Below are 12,567 nucleotides of genomic sequence, written 5' to 3' on the forward strand. Positions count from 1 at the left end.
GCGTCCATTGCCACGTCTGCTGTCGGCGGTAAACCGGACGCGGGGCTGGTTTAGCCTCGACTACCGCCCGTGACCCTGAGCGGAAGTAGTTCCCGGCATTTCGTCTGCTGTGCTTATTGGGCGAGCGCGCCGCGCTGTTTCGATGGTCCCGAGTTGAGAACCGCGCCATTGACTTTGCCAACACCATCGCGAGTAAAGGCAATCCGCGTATGATCGCCGCCCTGGACGTAGAATTCATCCCTCGAAAGAACGGCCATGGGCGTCGGTTGGCCCTTGTCAAAATCAAGTATCGACCAGCCGCCTGTTGCTTCAACGACCAATTGGCCATTCGCGAGACGGACTCGAAGCTGGACGCTGTGTGCGGGGACCGCCTCCCGGGTAAAGCTGACGTTGAACGGATCACTCCGCTTTTGGCGGATGATCTTGAGCTCGATCCCGGTATAGGCCGGACCTGAAATTCGGTGAAGTGCTGCTTCCAAGGTGACACCCCTGATCGAAGCTCCCCCGACAGCCGTGATGAGGTCTCCTGCGAGGACGCCCCCCTTCGCGGCGGGGCCTGCGTCGGCCAATTTGATCACCCTAAGCCCGCCTGTTTCCGCGGCAACGGACTCGAGCCCGACCCAGCCGTCACCGTCGGCGACCAAAATCTGCCTATCCAGCGAACTTGTCGACCCGCCGAAATCGTAGCGCCCCACATATTCGGCGAGGTTTTCGGAATTGCCTCGCTCCGACGCGACAGGAATAGGGGCTTCAGGAACCTTCAACGCCGTGTACGGCAGACGCCGGATAGCATTGAAATAGTATCCGTTCTCGCTGTACTGGCTTCGCTGCATCATCATGACGAGGATCAGCTTCTGCGCCGGGTCTACCGAGAAGAACGTACCCCAGCTTCCCTGCCAGTTGAAGCTGCCGACTGCGCCCGGAATCAGGCTGAAATCCGGATCGGTGCGAACAGCGAAGCCGAGTCCCCATCCCGTTCCGAAAGCCGGGCCGACCTCGTGTCCTGCGATGTGCATGTCGGGCGGCAGCGAGTTCGTCGTCATCAGCCGGACGGTTTCAGGCTTCAGGATGCGCACGCCGTCAAGCTCGCCGCCGTTGAGCAGCATCTGGCAGAAGCGCAGAAAATCAGGAACCGTGGAGACGATGCCTCCGCCGCCCGAGAAGAACGTCTGCGGCTTGCCGACGTCGCCATCCGAAAGGGGTTGGGGCTGCGCGCCCGGCAAGGCGACGAGACGGGCAAGCTTGTCCTGCGGTACCGAGAAGCCGCTATCGACCATGTGCAGTGGCGCGAAGAGGCGGCTTTGCAGAAACTGATCGAAGGGCTGGCCCGACACGACTTCAATGACGTGACCGAGCACGTCGTAGCCGATGGCATATTCCCAGACTTCGCCCGGCTGGTGCAGAAGCGGCAGGGCGCCGAGGCTCGCGACGAAGTCCGCGATAGGCTTGTCGCGTCGGAACGGCGCCCTGGCGCCATAAAGCACGTGGATCGCCGTATTGCCAAATCCAGGATCGGCGAAATCCGGCATGGCATAAACGAGGCCGGACGTATTGCGCAGCAGGTCCCGGATCGTCATCGCACGCTTCGCCGGTTCAAAAATCTTCCGCGCAAGATCCGAGAGGATCGGATCACCGGTGACCGGATCCTTTTTGACGACCTGCATATCCCTTAGCTCCGGCAAATACTGCGCCACGGGAGCGTCAAGCTCGAGCTTGCCTTCATCGACCAGCATCATGGTGGCGACGCTGGTGATCTGCTTGGACATCGATCCGATGCGAAAGATCGAATCCGGCCGCATCGGCGTTTTTTTGTCGTGGTCCTCGAAGCCGGTGGCTTGCAAATAGGCGAGCTTGCCTCCCCGGGCGATCCCCACGACAAAACCGGAGGGATCGCCTTTTTCGCTCTGTGCCTCGAACCAGGACGTCATGCGCGCCAGGCGCCGCGCCGAAAAGCCAAGACTGTCGGGATCGACGATGGTCTGCAAATCGTCGGCAAGCGCGATACCCGCCAGACAGAGCGTGATTGCGGCCATGCACGATGCCTGAATAATTTTCATTGGGGAAACCCTTCAGACGATCCTAAACCGGGATGATCGGAGCGAAGAGCTCGGACCCAGATCACAACCATAGGTATAGCCAAACGCTCACGTCGCCGCAATGCCACTTCCGGATTTGGCCCTTAGCCGACCGTCTGGCATCAACCCGCCACTTCTGCCTTTGACCCGAAGGCGAAGTCGCCGCTGTCCGTATGCATGTCGTTAATCGGGGGCTGAGCCGAATCGTTACCCTCGCGGCAAGTCTTTCGGTTGATGAGTCGGCCCATCGCCCATGTTGCTGTACCCAATATGCCGCTGAGCGGGGGGACCGATCATACATCCGGCGGCAGTGGATAGCATTGTTGCCTGATCAGTCGTTCACGCTGATATCCGTAAAAAGGAACCCGGCCGGCGTCTTGGTAAAGACGAAGATGAGCTCGCCGCAGAAGACGAAGTAAGAGTCATTCTTGTATTGATCGCGATCGTAGATGGCCTTGCCGCGCTGGATACACGTGCGATTTTTCGCCGTGAACGAGCTCGCATAGGTCTTGGCGCGAAATTGCGCGGCGTCGCGAATTGCGCTGTCGTTCATGAACGGCAATCGTGTCATACCGGCGACGGCGGCGGAATCGTTTGTTCTCAGCGCCGCGCGAAACTTCTCGATGAAGCCATCGAATTCCTTCTGCAAGGCAGGAGAAGCGACGGCGTTCTTCGGCGCCGCGGCGACGGCTGGAGCAAGGTTCACGAGGGCGGTTGCAAGCATAATTCTCAGCAAAAATTTCACGGGTCGGCTCCGTCCATCTACCAATCAAAAGTCTTCCGAATCCATGGTGTTCTGTCGCGTCAAGGACTTTCTGGTTCACCGGCGCAGCGTTGACCCCGCCCAGGCGTGGACCGACATTCGCCGGAGCATGCGCTGGCATGTTTTGCCGCGCCTGTTTAAGGCAGAAATTGGCCCAGCTCGGACGTTCTGGTGAACTGCCAGAGCCAGAGCGGACCGCATGCGCGCCCCGGATGCGGTGCGGATTATGAGGCCGCGCTCTCGCTCAGGCGCAACCCTGCGATTGCCCACCCGCGCTGACGCGGGACCAAGTGATCCGCCCCCATGATTATGGGTGTCCCCGCATCCCCGCTCCGGCTAAACTTGCCCTTGCGCCGCGGGGGACACGCGTGTCGCGGGACCATGATCATGACCGAACAGGGCGAGACGGGTGAAGCCATCACCATCCTCCTCGTCGAGGACGACGCGCCGACCTGCTGGCGGCTGCAGGATGCGCTGGTCAAGGCCGGCTACGAGGTGCGCAGCGCCGGCACGCTCAGTGAAGCCCGTTCCGCTCTCGCCGGCGGCGCGCCGCGCGTGCTGCTGACCGATCTGCGGCTGCCGGACGGCCACGGCATCGAGCTGATCCGCGAGATGAGGCAGCGCTTTCCCGACACCGAGATCATGGTGATCTCGGCACTCGGCGACGAGGAAAGCGTGATCTCCGCGATCACGGTCGGCGCCACCGGTTATCTGCTCAAGGACGCCTTCCCGACCGACATCGCCACCACCGTGCGCGATCTCGTCGCCGGCCATTCGCCGATCTCGGCCTCGATCGCGCGTTTCATCGTGCGCAGAACGCAGGGTGCCGCACAGAGTTCGGCAGAGCCGCCGCCGGGCCCCGCGCTCAACACGGCCAGGCTGACACCGCGCGAGATCGACATCCTCTGGGGCATCGCCAAAGGCTTCAGCTATGCCGAGATCGCCAGCCATCTCGGCCTGTCCAAGCAGACCGTGCCCGGCCATATCAAGAACATCTATCGCAAGCTCGAGGTGCATACGCGCAGCGAAGCGGTGTTCGAGGCGGTGCAGCAGGGCCTGATCAAGCTGTGAGCGAGATCGCGGCCAAGATATCTGCAAAGGCACCTACGAACGCACCTACAAAGGCACCCCCGCGCCCGCGGCGCCGACTGATCGCATCGCGCCTCGTGCCCTATCTGCTGCTGCAGGCCCTGATCGTGATCGCCACCGTTCTCGGGCTGCGGCTGCTGCAGCCGAGCGACCCCGACGATTTCGCGCTGAGCGGGTTTTCACTGCAGGAAGACGGCGTGACGAACCCGGTGACGCTGCCGCATTTCACGGCGTCGCGCTATTCCCTGGCCGATCCGCCGCTCTACACCGGCGTCTTCACCTTCCGTCGCGGCGAAGCGGCGTCGGGATGGTCGGTCTATCTGCCGCGCTTCAGCAATGCGGTGGAGGTCGCCGTCGACGGCGTCGTCGTGCTCGACTCCCGGCGCGACGCCAATGCCAACCGGCCCGACCGCAACACGCCGCAGATCGCGGCCATCCCCACCTCGCTGCTGCGCGAGGGCGCCAACGAGATCACGGTGCGCCTGTTCGTATGGGGACCGTTGAAGGGCTTTCTCGACACGGTGTATGTCGGCCCGGACGCGGCGTTGCGCCCGGCCTATGAGACGCGCACGCTGCTGTTCGTCACTCTGCCGGTGGTGTTCTCGGCCTGGCAGTCGATCCTGGCCGTCATCCTCGCGATCATGTGGCTGATGCGGCGTCATGAGCCGGTCTACGGCGTGCTGGCGGCCGCGATGGTGCTCGGCGTGGTGCAGGCGTTCGCGCCCCCGCCGGTGCCGCCGGCCGTCACATCGCGGCTCGCCGCCGTGCTGCTGGCGTCCGCCCCGACAGAGAGTGCGCTGATCGTCGTCTTCGGCGTGCTGTTTTTCGGCTGGCGCTGGCCGCGCTACGCCACGCTGCTGTTCGTGCCTGGAATCGTCGTGTTCGCGGTCGGACTGATCGGAGGCCCGCCGCTGCCGCGCATCCTCTTTCTGGTGCTCGGCATCCCCACCGTCGGGCTCTGCCTGGTCCTGATGGCCTGCATCACGGCAACTGCCGTGGTGCGGCGGCAGGACGCCGCGAGCTTCACGATCGGCTGCGCGGTGACCATCGTGCTGGTCTGCTGGATCCAGGACATGCTCACGGTGCTCGAGATCGTGAGCAACGATCGCATCTTCGTCTCGCGCCTGTCCTATTCGGCGATGCTGGTCGCGATCGGCGCCGGGCTGACCTGGCGCTTTGCCCGTGCGCTGAACCAGGTCGACAGCTTTGCCGGCCAGCTCGTGACGCGCGTACGCGAAGCCGAGGAGCGGCTGAAGGCGAGCTTTGCCCGCGAAGAGGAGCGCGCGCGCGCCGCCGCGCTCGCCAACGAGCGCACGCGCCTGATGCGTGACCTGCATGACGGCCTCGGCGGCCAGCTCGTCAGCATCGTTGCTCTGTCCGAGCGCGGCCATGAGGGCGCGACCATCACCGACGCCGCCCGTGCCGCGCTGAAGGATCTGCGTCTTGTCATCGATTCCATGGACGACATCGGTGGCGACCTGATGCTCGCCCTCGGCTCCTGGCGCGAACGCGCGAGCGCACAATTGCGGCCGCACGACATCACGCTCGACTGGCGCGTGGCGACGCCGCAGGGCCTGCCGCTGCATCCCGAGCTCAGGCCGTGGCACGTCATCCAGATCGTGCGCATCCTCGACGAGGCCGTGACCAATGCGGTCAAGCACGCCCAGACCCGCCGCATCGCGGTTACCATCGACACGCTGGACGGGGACCAGGGGCAGTACGGCGTGATTAGCGTGACTGACGACGGCCACGGCTTTGCGGTGAGCGGCCATGGCGAGGCCGCGCGCGCGGGCCAGACCGCGCGCGGCTTGCGCAACATGAGAAGCCGCGCCGCGCGCTGCGGCGCGGTGCTCGATCTGAGTTCCGATGCTTCCGGGACGCGCGTGCGGCTGCAATTGCCGCAGAGTTTTCCCGACAGCGACGCGGCCGCGGGCTGAAAAGCCCCCTCTCCGAACGTGTGGGACGCGCGGAGAGAGGGAACGAGCCGGGTGACTTGCCTGCGGAGGACGGGGGGTTCGTCCGCAAGGCGCCCTGGGCCCGAAGCGATGCAGTCAACTCAATCGAATGGAAATATCAGCGCACGCCGACGCGATTGACCGGGCCGCCGCGATTCATCGGCGTTCCCGCGCGCACGCCGACACCGGGCGCACCGACGCCGGGCGTCGCGACCGCCGCCCTCGCGACCGGGGCTCCCACCACCACCGCAGTCGGCCGCACCACGCAGCCCTTGGGCACGCCGACGGTCTTGCAATAGACCACCGCCTGCGCCGGGCTCGTGCCCAGCGACACCATCGCCGCGCCGGCCAGCGCCATGACCAGCCCTGCGCTCAGCGCTCCAGCTCTCTTCGACATCCTTCGCTCTCCTGCTTCCGTTCGGCGTCCCGATGCAATCACCGGATTTCGCAGCCGAGGTGCAGCCCTGAATGGCAAAAGACGGCGCGCGGAGACATGCCATGAAGATGGGGGATGCCGCGGCCGGGAGGGCTTGCCGGTGCCATGAACATGGCATGGACCGGCGCCTGTCCTTCGCGGGATGGTCCGGCCCGATTGATCCCGGTCGGGACCAACATCGATTCCAAAGAGGTGCTTTATGAAGATTTCTGTTGTTGCCGCGCTGCTGCTCGCCGCTGCCGCCCTGCCCGCTGTCGCGCAATCCGGCCCATCGGTCCAGGAGCAAATGGCCTGCCGCGGTGATGCCAGCAAATTCTGCGCCGACCATATCGGCAAGCCGCCGCAGATGAACGCGTGCCTGCGCGAGAACAAGTCGAAGCTCTCGGACTCCTGCCGCAAGGTCGTCGAATCGCGCGGCGGCTAGTCTTTCTTCCTTCTCCCTTGGGAGAATGATGAGAGGGCGGCGCTCTGCCGCCCTCCTGAACGCGCCGCTACTCCTGCATCATCTCGCCGCTGCCGCCGAACTCGGCCGGGAAATCCTTCAGCTTGGGCAAGCCATCGCGCATCGGCAGCACGGTCTCGGCATAGTTGACGTGAACGCCGGGCGCGAATGCGAGCGTGGGGATGGTGGCGGTGAAGACGTCGATCAGGCCAAGTGGCGGATGGTTGGTCATGAGATGGCCGCCGCACTTCTTGCAAAATTTGCGCTGGCTGAGCGGCGTTTTTGCAAACGTCTCGACATTCTCCTCCCCTTCGGTGACGCGCACCGCCTCGGGCTTCCACAGGCTGAAGGCGTTGACCGGGCCACCCGACCAGGAGCGGCAGGACCGGCAATGGCAATAGCCCATCGCCTCCGGTGCACCCGTGACCTCGATCGTGACCGCGCCACAGAAGCAGTTTCCGACATGTTTCATTTGGTCGAACTCCGTTTGATGAAAGGGGAGAAATCCTCTCCCCGCGCCCCGTTCCACGAATTTCAGGAAAGGCGGGATGCGGGGAGAGGTCGGGGCGGGGGAATCACCCCGGGGACGTTGAGGGGACGGATGGGTGCGACGCTCGCGTACCTCACTCGGCGCGGCCACGCGTCCTCCGTTCGGCGGACGCGCGCAGTGCCACGCCGAGGTTAGAGTGACCGGCGCCAGGGAATAAGCATCGACACCCGTTGTTTGTACTGCCGGTACTCGTCACCGAAGAGAGCGACGAGGTCGTGCTCCTCCAGCGCGATGCCGACGAAGATGTAGAGCGTGGTGACGACCGCGAACAGCAGATGGCCCGCAGTCATGGTCGGCGCCGCCCAAAACGCAATGATGAAACCGAGATAAATCGGATGGCGGACGAAATTGTAGAGCAGCGGCGTCTTGAAGCGCGGCGGCGTCATTTCCTTCCCGACCAGATGGTTGGTCACCTGATGCAATCCGAACAATTCGAAATGGTTGATGATGAAGGTCGAGGTGAACACCAGCACCCAGCCGGCGAAGGACAGCGTGACCAGCATCACGGCAAGATCCGGATTCTCGACGTTCCATATGACCGCAGGCAACGGACGCCACTGCCAGAACAGGAGCAGCAATGACAGGCTCGCCAGCAGCACATACGTGCTTCGTTCGACCGGCTTGGGGACGAACTGCGTCCACCAGGCCTTGAACTGCTGGCGGGCCATCACGCTGTGCTGAATGGCGAACAGCGACATCAGGAGCAGATTGACGATGACGGCTTCCACCGGCGGAGTTTGGGTTCCAGTGTCGATGGTCTTGGGCACCATCACCCCCATGACGAAGCCGATGGCGTAGAGAATGGTGACGAAAAACACGAGATATGCCGCAATTCCGTACAGAAAGGCGATGAACTTGAAAATGCGAGAGCCCGTAACCTCCGGGCCGATCGAATGTACCTGGTGATCAAGTTGGGTCATAAACAGCTCCGTTGTGCCAAAGCGCCGGCACTTCATTGGTCGCTGCACCCTGCCGCATCGGCGGCCCCAAGACTTTCGCAGACAGTTGATTTTCGCCTGAGACGACTTTGATTTTTGCTTGAGACGACAAAAACGTGCGATTTCGCTTTGAAAACAACGTGCTCGACGGCGACCTGCGGGAACTCACCCGCGGCGGGGCAGCCGTGCCGTTGCAGCCGCAAGTGTTCGATCTCTTGTTCTACCTCGTCGCGCAACGCTCGCGTGTGGTCAGCAAGGATGACCTGATCAGCCAGATCTGGAGCGACCGGATCATCTCGGATTCCGCGCTGAACAGCCGGATCAATGCCGCACGCAAGGCGATCAATGACGACGGCGCGACACAGCGGCTGATCAAGACCATTCCGCGCAAGGGCTTTCGCTTCGTCGGCGACGTCCGGGAAGAAATGGCAGCGTCGATCGCACCAGTCGAAGCCGGGCCCGCCCTCCCGCGCGTCGCGGACCGCCCGGCGGTCGCCGTGCTCGCCTTCGAGAACATGAGCGGCGATCCCGCACAGGATTATTTTGGCGACGGGATCAGCGAGGACATCCTCACGGCGCTGTCGAAACAACGCTGGTTCATGGTGATCGCCCGCAACTCGTCCTTCACCTACAAGGGACGCGCGGTCCATATCAGGCAGATCGCCGAGGAGCTCGGCGTCCGCTATGTCGTCGAAGGCAGCGTGCGCAAGGCGAACAACCGGGTGCACATCACCGCGCAGCTCAACGATGCCGCATCGGGCGGCCATCTGTGGGCCGAGCGCTATGACCGCGATCTGGTCGACGTCTTCGCCGTCCAGGACGAGATTACCAACGCGATCGTGGCGGCGATTGAGCCGCAGATCCATGCAGCAGAGAATTTCCGCGCCGATCGCAAGCCACCGTCGAGCCTCGATGCATGGGATCTGCTGATGCGGGCGCTGTCGCACTATTGGCGCGTGACCCGGCGCGATCACGAGGCCGCGCGGGCCCTGCTGGAGCGCGCGATCGAGATCGATCCGAATTATGGCCGGGCGCTGTCGGTGCTGGCGGCAAACCACATGCTCGGCGTGCATCTCGGCTGGGCCGAGCTCGCCGCGGTGGCGCCGGCGGCGGAAGCCGCCGCACTGGCCGCGCTGCGCTGCGACCATGAGGATGCCTGGGCGCATGTCGCGCTCGGCAGCGTCTGCTTCTCGACACGCAGGCTTGCAGACGCGCTGTCCGAGTTCGAGCAGGCGCTCGCGCTCAATCCGAACTTCTCGCTGGCGCAAGGCTATTACGCGCTGGCGCTATCCTATGCCGGACGGCCGAAGGATTCGTTCGAGGCCGCCCAAAGGGCGATCCGGCTGTCACCGCGCGATCCGTCGCTGGCGATCTATCAGGGCATCGCCGGCTATGCGCGCTTCACCGAACGCCATTACGACGAGGCCATCGCGCTCGCGCGCGAGGCGATCCGCCATCGCGGCGATCTCACCGGCGCCTACCGGGTGCTCGCGGTTTCAGCCGGCATGACGGGCGACGAGATGCTTGCGGCGACGGCGCTGGGCGAGCTGCGCCGCACCCAGCCGGACATCTCGCTGCACTGGATCGCGACGCAGCTGCCATGGGCCAACGACGCCGATCGCGCGCACTATCTCGAAGGATTCCGGCGCGCGGGGTTGCGTTAGACGACCGTCATGCCGTCTCTACGTCGTGCGCTTGCGGCGCAGGTGGACGATGACGTCGAGCCGCGCGATCTCGTGGCCGGGAAGCGCCTCGGGGATCTTGGTGAAGGCAAGGCCGTCGGCGACGTCGACCAGCACATCCTCGCCTTCGAGATAGAAGTGCGGGTGCACCGATGTGTCGGTGTCGAAGAACGACTTGATGCCGTCGGCCGCGATCCGGCGGAGCAGGCCGGCCTCGGTGAACTGGTTCAGCGTGTTGTAGACGGTCGCGAGCGACAGATACGCGTTCGCCGCCATCGCCTCGTCATAGAGGCTCTCCGCGGTGACATGACGATGGCCGCCCAGGAACAGCAACTGGCCGAGCGCGAGGCGCTGACGCGTCGGGCGCAGGCCGGCATTGCCCAGCAATTGCAGGCAGTGCTGCACGCCGGCGTTCGGCGGGTGCTCGTGGCCGGCGACATCAGGTCCGCACTCGTCACCGACAGGATATTCGTGGCCTGGATGTCCATCGATTGTCTCACGCGTCTTACGGCTCAAGGGGGCAGGACACGCCGTTCCGGGTCCCGCCAGTTGCCATTCGATCGCAAAAGCGGCGGCTCGGCTTTGATCCGGATCAAATCCGCAGCAGAGCGCCTCTGACCTATCGCAAGGCGGTCCGGTTTATTCCGCGTGGCGCAAGAGGGCTGTGACCGCCGTCCCGCGACGCTGTGTCGCTAGTCCATCGGCCATGTCGGCCAACGACCGACATCATCCAGCTCCCTGGCAATAAGAGGCCGATCCATCAAAACAGGACGCGCTGTACATTTTTTATGCTGACACTGTCGCGACTTTCATCTTGCGGCGCCGAACGAGACTATGTGAGCTTCGATATCGGATGGGGACTGGGATGGGCCGGCCGTAGCTTTGCGCGCGAGGGCGCTTGCGAAGCGTTCACGGCCGGTCTCGCTTGAGAAAGATACGACATGCCAAAACGAGTGTTGCTTGGTCTCCTCCTGGCTTGCGGCCTCACGGCCCCGACACTGGCGCAAGAGCCAAAAACGGGGGGCGTGGTCAATGCCGTGATCCAGCCCGAGCCCCCCGGCCTGATGCTCGCGCTGGTCCAGAACGGACCGACCCAGATGGTGTCGGGCAATATCTTCGAGGGATTGCTGCGCTACAGCCCCAAGCTCGAACCGCAGCCGGAGCTCGCCGAGAGCTGGAGCGTCAGCGAGGACGCCAAAACCTACACCTTCAAGCTCAGGAAGGGCGTGACCTGGCATGACGGCAAGCCCTTTACCGCTGCCGACGTGCTGTTCTCGGTCGAGATGCTGAAGCAGACCCACGCGCGCGCCCGTAACAACCTCGCCCAGGTCGACAAGGTCGAGGCGCCCGACGACTACACCGTGGTGTTCACCCTGAAGCAGCCGTTTGGCCCGTTCCTCGGCATCTTCGAGGTCGGCTCGATGCCGATGGTGCCGAAGCATCTCTACGAAGGCACCGACTTCAAGACCAATCCTTACAACAACGCGCCTGTCGGCACCGGCCCCTTCATGTTTAGGGAGTGGCAGAAGGGCTCGTACATCCGTTTGGTCAAGAATCCGAACTATCACGAGAAGGGCAAGCCCTATCTCGACGAGATCTACTGGCAGATCATTCCCGACGCCGCTGCGCGCTCGGTGGCGTATGAGACCGGCAAGGTCGACGTGCTGCCGGGTGGCTCAGTCGAGAACTTTGACGTGCCGCGGCTGTCCAAGCTGAAGGACACTTGCGTCACCGGAGCCGGCTGGGAGTTCTTCTCGCCGCTGGCCTGGCTGTGGCTCAACAACCGCCAGGGTCCGCTCGCCGACAAGCGGGTGCGGCAGGCGATCATGTTTGCGATCGATCGTGATTTCGCCAAGGACGTGATCTGGAACGGGCTCGGCAAGGTCGCGACCGGCCCGTCGGCCTCGACCATCAAATATTACACCGACGACGTGCCGAAGTACGCCTACGATCCCGCCAAGGCCAAGGCGCTGCTGAAGGAAGCCGGCTACAAGGGCGAGAAGATCCGCCTGCTGCCGCTCGCCTATGGCGAGACCTGGCAGCGCTGGGGTGAAGCGGTGAAGCAGAACCTGATGGACGTCGGCATCAACATCGAGACCATCGCCACGGACGTTGCCGGCGGCAACCAGAAGATCGGCGATTGGGATTACGACATCGCCTTCACCTATCTCTACCAGTACGGCGACCCCGCCCTCGGCGTCGGCCGCAACTACGTCTCCAGTGCCATCGCCAAGGGCCAGGTGTTCAACAATGTCGAGGGTTACTCCAACCCTGAGATCGACAAGCTGTTCGCCGACGGCGCCATCGCAACCCCGGACTCCAAGCGCAAGGAGATCTACGAGAAGGCGCAGAAGATCCTGGTCGAGGACGTGCCGGTGGCCTGGATGCTCGAGCTGCAATTCCCGACGATCATGCGGTGCAAGGTCAAGAACCTGATCACGACGGGGATCGGCGTCAATGACGGCTTCAAGGACGCATGGCTCGACAAGTGACGGACGCTTCGCGTCTGATCTCCTGTGCTATAGCTTTCGCCGAATGATTACTGTCCGAGCCACGGAAAAGGTGCACCTCTCCCGCTTGCGGGGGAGGTCGACGCGCGCCGGGCGATGCGAAGCATCGTCACAAGCGCGGCGGGTG

At 63.7% G+C, this 12,567-nt stretch carries 11 protein-coding genes; 5 read left to right on the forward strand and 6 right to left on the reverse strand.

Translation table 11 applies throughout. The features are described from left to right. Nucleotides 1-113: 113 nt before the first annotated feature. Together IVA81_RS00395 and IVA81_RS00400 are read right to left on the reverse strand one after the other, a co-directional pair. The gene (locus tag IVA81_RS00395) at nt 114-2,057 is read right to left on the reverse strand and encodes a serine hydrolase domain-containing protein (RefSeq protein WP_247310599.1); all 1,944 of its coding nucleotides are present in this window, start codon (nt 2,055-2,057) and stop codon (nt 114-116) included. A 349-nt stretch (nt 2,058-2,406) separates the two neighbouring features. Next, nucleotides 2,407-2,820 carry a hypothetical protein gene (locus IVA81_RS00400; protein WP_247310602.1) on the reverse strand — a complete coding sequence of 138 codons (414 nt, stop codon included), beginning with the start codon at nt 2,818-2,820 and terminating at the stop codon, nt 2,407-2,409. 405 nt (nt 2,821-3,225) lie between these two features. Here IVA81_RS00400 and IVA81_RS00405 point away from each other — a divergent pair, with 405 nt between their 5' ends. Both IVA81_RS00405 and IVA81_RS00410 read left to right on the forward strand, forming a co-directional pair. After that, nucleotides 3,226-3,909: a response regulator transcription factor gene (locus tag IVA81_RS00405; RefSeq protein ID WP_247310605.1), complete on the forward strand. Its 684-nt coding sequence runs from the start codon at nt 3,226-3,228 to the stop codon at nt 3,907-3,909. 17 nt (nt 3,910-3,926) lie between these two features. Further along, nucleotides 3,927-5,864, forward strand: coding sequence for an ATP-binding protein (locus IVA81_RS00410; protein ID WP_247311162.1), 1,938 nt, complete (start codon nt 3,927-3,929; stop codon nt 5,862-5,864). 136 nt (nt 5,865-6,000) lie between these two features. On the opposite strand, the gene IVA81_RS00415 is transcribed toward IVA81_RS00410, so the two are convergent. Continuing rightward, complete coding sequence (locus IVA81_RS00415) at nt 6,001-6,279, reverse strand: hypothetical protein (protein ID WP_247310606.1); 279 nt, start codon at nt 6,277-6,279, stop codon at nt 6,001-6,003. Between the two features lie 238 nt (nt 6,280-6,517). On the opposite strand from IVA81_RS00415, the gene IVA81_RS00420 reads away from it, so the two are divergent. Further along, a complete protein-coding gene (locus IVA81_RS00420) occupies nt 6,518-6,742 on the forward strand; it encodes a cysteine rich repeat-containing protein (RefSeq protein ID WP_247310610.1) in 225 nt (74 codons plus the stop codon). Nucleotides 6,743-6,809: 67 nt separating this feature from the next. Here IVA81_RS00420 and IVA81_RS00425 read toward each other — a convergent pair whose 3' ends face one another. Next, entirely contained in the window at nt 6,810-7,232 is a 423-nt protein-coding gene (locus tag IVA81_RS00425; protein WP_247310613.1) for a GFA family protein, read from the reverse strand. 209 nt (nt 7,233-7,441) lie between these two features. After that, on the reverse strand, nt 7,442-8,230 hold the full coding sequence (mddA, locus tag IVA81_RS00430) for a methanethiol S-methyltransferase (RefSeq protein WP_247310616.1): 789 nt from the start codon (nt 8,228-8,230) through the stop codon (nt 7,442-7,444). Nucleotides 8,231-8,364: 134 nt separating this feature from the next. Between mddA and IVA81_RS00435 the strand changes: the two genes are divergently transcribed. Next, on the forward strand, nt 8,365-9,912 hold the full coding sequence (locus tag IVA81_RS00435) for a winged helix-turn-helix domain-containing tetratricopeptide repeat protein (RefSeq protein WP_247310619.1): 1,548 nt from the start codon (nt 8,365-8,367) through the stop codon (nt 9,910-9,912). Between the two features lie 18 nt (nt 9,913-9,930). On the opposite strand, the gene irr is transcribed toward IVA81_RS00435, so the two are convergent. Beyond that, a complete protein-coding gene (gene irr / locus IVA81_RS00440) occupies nt 9,931-10,446 on the reverse strand; it encodes a Fur family transcriptional regulator Irr (RefSeq protein WP_276578174.1) in 516 nt (171 codons plus the stop codon). Nucleotides 10,447-10,871: 425 nt separating this feature from the next. Between irr and IVA81_RS00445 the strand changes: the two genes are divergently transcribed. Further along, nucleotides 10,872-12,422 carry an ABC transporter substrate-binding protein gene (locus IVA81_RS00445; protein ID WP_247310623.1) on the forward strand — a complete coding sequence of 517 codons (1,551 nt, stop codon included), beginning with the start codon at nt 10,872-10,874 and terminating at the stop codon, nt 12,420-12,422. The last annotated feature ends 145 nt before the right edge of the window (nt 12,423-12,567 follow it).

Origin of the sequence: Bradyrhizobium sp. 141, from assembly GCF_023074055.1 — a bacterium.
Classification (GTDB): domain Bacteria; phylum Pseudomonadota; class Alphaproteobacteria; order Rhizobiales; family Xanthobacteraceae; genus Bradyrhizobium.